This is a genomic window from Pseudomonas sp. Sample_9 (assembly GCF_004307535.1).
Lineage (GTDB): Bacteria > Pseudomonadota > Gammaproteobacteria > Pseudomonadales > Pseudomonadaceae > Aquipseudomonas > Aquipseudomonas mercuritolerans.
This window is the reverse complement of sequence record NZ_RAZO01000016.1, coordinates 2,711-9,322: the sequence shown is the minus strand read 5'-3', so window position 1 is coordinate 9,322 and position 6,612 is coordinate 2,711. Positions and strand designations below refer to the sequence as shown.

5 protein-coding genes and 1 pseudogene are annotated in these 6,612 nt (G+C 59.6%); 3 read left to right on the top strand and 3 right to left on the bottom strand.

Going from position 1 to position 6,612, the window contains the following annotated elements; all coding sequences use genetic code 11:
* Positions 1-205: 205 nt before the first annotated feature.
* From rdgC to sugE, 3 genes are all read left to right on the top strand, one after another.
* Entirely contained in the window at positions 206-1,126 is a 921-nt protein-coding gene (gene rdgC, locus D6877_RS01160; protein WP_024012190.1) for a recombination-associated protein RdgC, read from the top strand.
* 144 nt (positions 1,127-1,270) lie between these two features.
* The gene (locus tag D6877_RS01155) at positions 1,271-2,236 is read left to right on the top strand and encodes a bile acid:sodium symporter family protein (protein ID WP_130900882.1); all 966 of its coding nucleotides are present in this window, start codon (positions 1,271-1,273) and stop codon (positions 2,234-2,236) included.
* Between the two features lie 119 nt (positions 2,237-2,355).
* The gene (sugE, locus tag D6877_RS01150; RefSeq protein ID WP_024012188.1) at positions 2,356-2,670 is read left to right on the top strand and encodes a quaternary ammonium compound efflux SMR transporter SugE; all 315 of its coding nucleotides are present in this window, start codon (positions 2,356-2,358) and stop codon (positions 2,668-2,670) included.
* 114 nt (positions 2,671-2,784) lie between these two features.
* On the opposite strand, the gene D6877_RS01145 is transcribed toward sugE, so the two are convergent.
* The 3 genes and pseudogenes from D6877_RS01145 to D6877_RS01135 all read right to left on the bottom strand — a co-directional run.
* Positions 2,785-4,656 (bottom strand): MFS transporter, encoded by a 1,872-nt coding sequence (locus D6877_RS01145; protein ID WP_130909588.1) that lies wholly within the window; start codon positions 4,654-4,656, stop codon positions 2,785-2,787.
* A gap of 96 nt (positions 4,657-4,752) precedes the next feature.
* A complete protein-coding gene (locus D6877_RS01140) occupies positions 4,753-5,904 on the bottom strand; it encodes a TDT family transporter (RefSeq protein ID WP_122752090.1) in 1,152 nt (383 codons plus the stop codon).
* Between the two features lie 114 nt (positions 5,905-6,018).
* A pseudogene (locus tag D6877_RS01135) lies at positions 6,019-6,612 on the bottom strand (MFS transporter); the annotation flags it as partial.

The window sequence follows — 6,612 nt, the reverse complement described above, 5'->3', positions numbered from 1 at the left end:
CATTCTGCTTGTAAGGCAGACGCTCTCCCAGCTGAGCTAATCACCCTTCGCTTCGGTGTGGCGCGCATTCTACGGAGCACCCCAACCTCTGGCAAGCACTTTTTTAAATAATTTTCCGAGGCCTTCCAAAGGCTTAGAGAAGGGTTGGCCTATGCCCCGGCGAAGACAATAATGCCCCCCTTTGTATAAAGGAGTGACTCACCCCATGTGGTTCAAGAACCTGCTGATCTATCGCCTGACCCAAGACCTGCCTGTCGATGCCGAGGCGCTGGAAACTGCACTGGCGACCAAACTGGCGCGGCCGTGTGCAAGCCAGGAGCTGACCACTTACGGTTTCGTCGCGCCGTTCGGCAAGGGCGAAGATGCGCCGCTGGTACACGTCAGCGGCGATTTCCTGCTGATCTCTGCGCGCAAGGAAGAACGTATTCTCCCGGGCAGCGTCGTGCGTGACGCGGTCAAGGAAAAGGTCGAAGAGATCGAAGCCGAGCAGATGCGCAAGGTCTATAAGAAGGAACGCGATCAGATCAAGGATGAGATCATCCAGGCGTTCCTGCCGCGCGCGTTCATTCGTCGCTCGTCGACCTTCGCTGCGATCGCGCCGAAACAGGGGCTGATCCTGGTCAACTCGGCCAGCCCGAAACGCGCCGAAGACCTGCTGTCGACCCTGCGCGAAGTGATCGGCACCCTGCCCGTGCGTCCGCTCACCGTGAAAATGGCACCGACTGCGGTGATGACCGAGTGGGTCACCACGCAGAAAGCCGCCGACGATTTCTATGTGCTGGACGAGTGCGAACTGCGCGACACCCACGAAGACGGCGGCATCGTCCGTTGCAAGCGTCAGGACCTGACCAGTGAAGAAATCCAGCTGCATCTGAGCACCGGCAAAGTCGTCACTCAGCTGTCGCTGGCCTGGCAGGACAAACTGTCGTTCATGCTCGACGACAAGATGACCGTCAAGCGCCTGAAATTCGAGGATCTGTTGCAGGATCAGGCGGAACAGGACGGTGGCGACGAAGCCCTGGGCCAACTGGATGCCAGCTTCACCCTGATGATGCTGACCTTCGGCGACTTCCTGCCGGCACTGGTTGAAGCGTTGGGTGGGGAAGAGATGCCGCAGGGGATCTGACTCTGACGAGTATCTAACCTGTGGGAGCGAGCCTGCTCGCGAATGCGGTGTGCCAGTCAACATTAATGTGTCTGGCTCACCGCATTCGCGAGCAGGCTCGCTCCCACAATGTTTTGTGGTGTAACCAAAAATAAGGATCAAGCCATGCGCGCACTGGCTGCACTCAGCCGCTTTGTCGGCAATACCTTCGCTTATTGGGTTCTGATATTCGCAGTCGTGGCCTTCCTGCAACCGGCGTGGTTCATCGGCCTGAAAAGCGCGATCGTACCGCTGCTGGGTCTGGTGATGTTCGGCATGGGCCTGACCCTCAAACTCGACGACTTCGCCGCCGTCGCTCGCCACCCATGGCGGGTGGCGCTGGGCGTGGTTGCGCATTTCGTGATCATGCCCGGTGTGGCGTGGTTGCTCTGCCAGGTGTTTCACCTGCCGCCGGAAATCGCCGTCGGCGTGATTCTGGTCGGTTGCTGCCCGAGCGGCACTTCGTCAAACGTGATGACCTGGCTGGCGCGCGGTGACCTGGCGCTTTCCGTGGCCATTGCCGCCGTCACCACCCTCCTCGCTCCGCTGTTGACCCCGGCACTGATCTGGCTGCTCGCCTCGGCGTGGTTGCCGGTATCGTTCATGGAGCTGTTCTGGTCGATCCTGCAAGTGGTGCTGTTGCCGATCGTTCTCGGCGTGGTCGCGCAGCGGCTGCTCGGCGACAAGGTGCGGCATGCGGTGGATGTGTTGCCGCTGGTGTCGGTGGTCAGCATCGTGATTATCGTCACCGCCGTGGTGGCGGCGAGTCAGGCGAAAATTGCCGAGTCCGGTCTGCTGATCATGGCCGTGGTCATGCTGCACAACAGCTTCGGTTATCTGCTCGGCTACTTCACCGGGCGCCTGTTCGGCTTGCCGCTGGCTCAGCGCAAGTCGCTGGCACTGGAAGTCGGCATGCAGAATTCGGGACTGGGCGCGGCATTGGCCAGTGCGCATTTCTCGCCACTGGCGGCGGTGCCGAGCGCGCTGTTCAGCGTCTGGCACAATATTTCCGGAGCACTGCTGTCGACGTACTTCCGGCGCATGAGCGAGAAGGAAGACCGCGACAACCTCGCGCAACGGGCGGTCGACTGAGCCGAAAACTTGATCCCCGGGTTAATGCTCGTCAGTATATTGCGCAACGCGGGGACGACCCTGCGGCTCGATCGAGTCATTCATCTGGGGACGACCCCGTCAATCGATGGAGGTCCTGCATGTCCTGGATCATTCTGTTTTGCGCCGGCCTGTTCGAAGTCGGCTGGGCCGTCGGCCTGAAATACACCGACGGCTTCACCCGCCCGCTCCCCACTGCCCTGACCGTTGCCGCCATGGCCATCAGCCTTGGTTTGCTCGGTCTGGCGATGAAGGAATTGCCGTTGGGTACGGCGTATGCGATCTGGACCGGTGTCGGTGCCGTGGGTACGGTGATCGCCGGGATCATTTTGTTCGGCGAGTCGATGGCGCTGATTCGGCTGGTCAGTGTGGCGTTGATCGTCACAGGTTTGATAGGCCTTAAAGTCAGCGCTTAAGCCACTAGCGTCTTCGCGAGCAGGCTCGCTCCCACATTCAACCGCGTTCCGTTATTGGAACAGGGCCAACTGTGAGAGCGAACCTGCTCGCGAAGGGGCCTTTTGATACACCGACTATCTGACAGCCCCGCGCAACTCCCCCACCAACACCTGCAACTTCGCCGGCTCCGTCCCTTCAGTAATCGCCGGCCCCGCCACCAGCGTCACCCGCGACCACAAGCGATGGAACAAACCCTTGCTCGGATCGCGACTAAAGAAACTCCCCCACAATCCTTGCAACGCCAGCGGAATCACCGGTACCGGGGTCTCTTCGAGAATCCGCGTCACGCCGCCACGAAACTCGTTGATCTCGCCATCGGCGGTCAATTTACCTTCCGGGAAAATGCACACCAGTTCGCCGTCTTTCAGATATTGGGCGATGCGGGTGAAGGCTTTTTCGTAGATCTGGATATCTTCCTGGCGTCCGGCGATAGGAATTGCGCCCGCCGTGCGAAAAATGAAGTTCAGCACGGGCAGGTTGTAGATCTTGTAGTACATGACAAAGCGAATCGGCCTACGCACCGCCCCGCCGATGAGCAAGGCATCAACGAACGACACGTGGTTGCACACCAGCAGCGCCGCGCCCTCGTCCGGGATCGCTTCAAGGTTGCGGTGCTCGACGCGGTACATGGAATGGCTGAGCAGCCAGATCATGAAGCGCATGCTGAATTCCGGAACGATCTTGAAGATGTAGGCGTTGACGCCGATGTTCAGCAGCGACACCACCAGAAACAGTTGCGGGATCGACAGCTTGGCGACGCTCAACAAGACGATCGAAACAATCGCCGACACCACCATAAACAGCGCGTTGAGAATGTTGTTGGCGGCAATCACCCGCGCCCGTTCGTTTTCAGCCGTGCGTGACTGGATCAGCGCGTACAGCGGCACAATATAGAAACCACCGAAAATACCCAGGCCAAGGATGTCGATCAATACCGCCCAGGTGTGCACGAAGCCCAGCACGGCAATCCAGCTATGGCCGGTGACGCTGTCCGGGATCCCACCGGAATGCCACCACAGCAACAGGCCGAACACGGTCAGGCCAAACGAGCCAAACGGCACCAGTCCGATCTCGACTTTGCGCCCGGAGAGCTTTTCGCAGAGCATCGAACCCAGCGCGATGCCCACCGAAAACACCGTCAAAATCAACGTGACCACGGTTTCGTCACCGTGCATCCATTCCTTGGCGTAGGCCGGGATCTGCGTCAGGTAAATCGCCCCGACAAACCAGAACCACGAGTTGCCGACAATCGAACGTGACACTGCTGGCGTCTGGCCCAGACCGAGTTTCAGCGTCGCCCAGGATTGACTGAAAATGTTCCAGTTCAGGCGCATTTCCGGCGACGAGGCCGCCGCGCGCGGAATGCTGCGGCTGGCCAGATAACCCAGCACGGCAATGCCGACGATCGCTGCGGAGACTACCGGCGCGTAGTGCTCGGACGACATCATGATCCCGGCGCCGATGGTCCCGGCGAGAATCGCCAGAAACGTGCCCATTTCCACCAGACCGTTGCCGCCGACCAGTTCATCGTCGCGCAAGGCCTGCGGCAGGATCGAATACTTCACCGGGCCGAACAACGCCGAGTGCGTGCCCATGGCGAACAGTGCCACCAGCATCAGCGACAGATGATCGAACAGAAAACCGATCGATCCTACGGCCATGATGGCGATTTCCGCGAGTTTGATCAGACGGATCAGCGCGTCCTTGGCGAATTTTTCCCCGAACTGCCCGGCCAGCGCCGAGAACAGGAAAAACGGCAGGATAAACAGCAGCGCGCAGAGGTTGACCCAGATCGAGCGATCGCCCTCGATGGTCAACCGATAGAGGATGGCGAGGATCAACGACTGCTTGAACACGTTGTCGTTGAACGCGCCGAGCGACTGGGTAATAAAGAAGGGCAAAAAGCGCCGGGTGCGCAACAGGTTGAACTGTGAGGGGTGACTCATCTTCCGTGTTTCCTGATGTTAGGTAGTGAGGCCTGGGTGCTTGTTATTGGAATCCCGCACCACGATCCAGGCCACACCTTACCTAAACTTTTCGGATTATTTCTTCAAACCTGCGATACACGGCGAGACAAACAGCTCGCCTCGCCACGCGCCCTGCACGGTGCGCTTGCCGACGATCAGCCACATTGCCGCCAACAAAATCACCAGCGCCGTACCGAACACACTGAAAAATGTCAGGTTGAGGATACTTGCCAGTTTCAGCGTCGCCAGCGAATACACGCCCAATGGGAAGGTGAAGCCCCACCAGCCGAGGTTGAACGGAATGCCGTCACGCAGATAACGCACGGTGATCAGCAGCGCCATCAACATCCACCACAGACCAAAACCCCACAGGGTGATCCCTGCCACCAGCCCTAATCCTGAGGCGATTTCACCGACGCCGGGCAGACCATTCGCGGCAAAAATCGCTGGTGCCTCACCGCCCAACAGCAACATGCCCAGCGCACCGGTGCCGATCGGACCCAGCGCCAGCCAGCTCGACGCGGCCATGTTTTCGTGGGGCAGTTTGTGCAAGGCCATGCGCAGCAACAGAATGGTGAGAATGCTGAACGCCACTGGCAGGGAGAAAGCCCAGAGCACATAGCTGGTGGTCAGTACGACGAGTTGCCCATGGGCGTCGGTCAGATGCGGGGCGAGCAGGCCACCGCTGGCCGCTGCCACTTCCGCTGCCACCACCGGCAGCAACCAGACCGCGGTCATCTGATCGATGCTGTGTTCCTGGCGGGTAAACATCATGTACGGAATCAGCACACCGCAGGCCAGCGACATCGCCACATCGATCCACCACAACACTTCAACCAGCTGGATGACACCGTCGCCCCAGCGCGGCAGCCCGAACAACAGAAAACCGTTGATGATCGTCGCCAGGCCCATGGGAATGGTGCCGAAGAACATTGACACGGTGGAATGGCCGAAAATCCGCCGCGCCTCGTCAAAGAACAAAATCCAGCGCGCGGCGTAGGCAGCGGTAAACAAGCTGAACAAGAGAATGTTGAACAGCCACAGCCCCTCGGCCACGGCGCGCAATCCGGGAATGGCCAGCGGCAACTGAGCAAGTGCCAATGCCAGCACACCGGTGCCCATGGTTGCGGCGAACCAGTTCGGCGTGAATTGGCGAATCACTTCACGAGGATGTTGAAGCTGACTGAAAGGTTTGTAGCCGGGGGTGACACTGTTGGGGCAAATCATCATGAACTCCTGTCCTCTGGTGAGGTTGAGTCCATGGTAGATCCGAATCGAATATCGATATAACGGGTAATATCTCTAACTGTTATCTGTTTTGCAGATAAGTGTCCACACGCGCTAAGGAGCGCTGCAAACTCTGCCCGTCTGCGGACGCAGACTGAGCAGCAGCGCAGCAACCGCCAGCACGATCAACACAACGCCGTAACCATCGGTGGTCGCCAGCAGTCCAAAGTTGCGCGCCAGATACCCGGCAAGCAACGCCGGCAAACAGAACGCCAGATAGCTGAGCACGTAATAAGCTGACATCAAGCCGGCTCGTTCATGCGGCAAAGCCAGCGGCACCAGGCTGCGCACCGCTCCGAGAAAGCCCGAACCAAAGCCGCAACCGGCGACCAGTGTGCCGAAGAAAAACAGCGGCAGACTGGCGCCATGCACGCCGAGCAAAATCAGAATCAGCCCGACCGGCAGCAGGCTCGCGCCCAGCCGCAGCGCCTGAGCGGCCGGGCGATTGCGCATCGTAAAAATCATCAACGCACCGGTCACGGTGAGCGCCGCGACCGTCGCACCGCCGATCAGATTGGAGGTAGAGCCAGTGGCCGTGCGCACCAACGACGGTGCCAACGAGGCGTAAAAACCACCGAGCGCCCAGGTTGCGGTGTTCAGTGGCAGCACACGCCACAACGTTGAACGCGCTTGCACCGGCACGTGCAG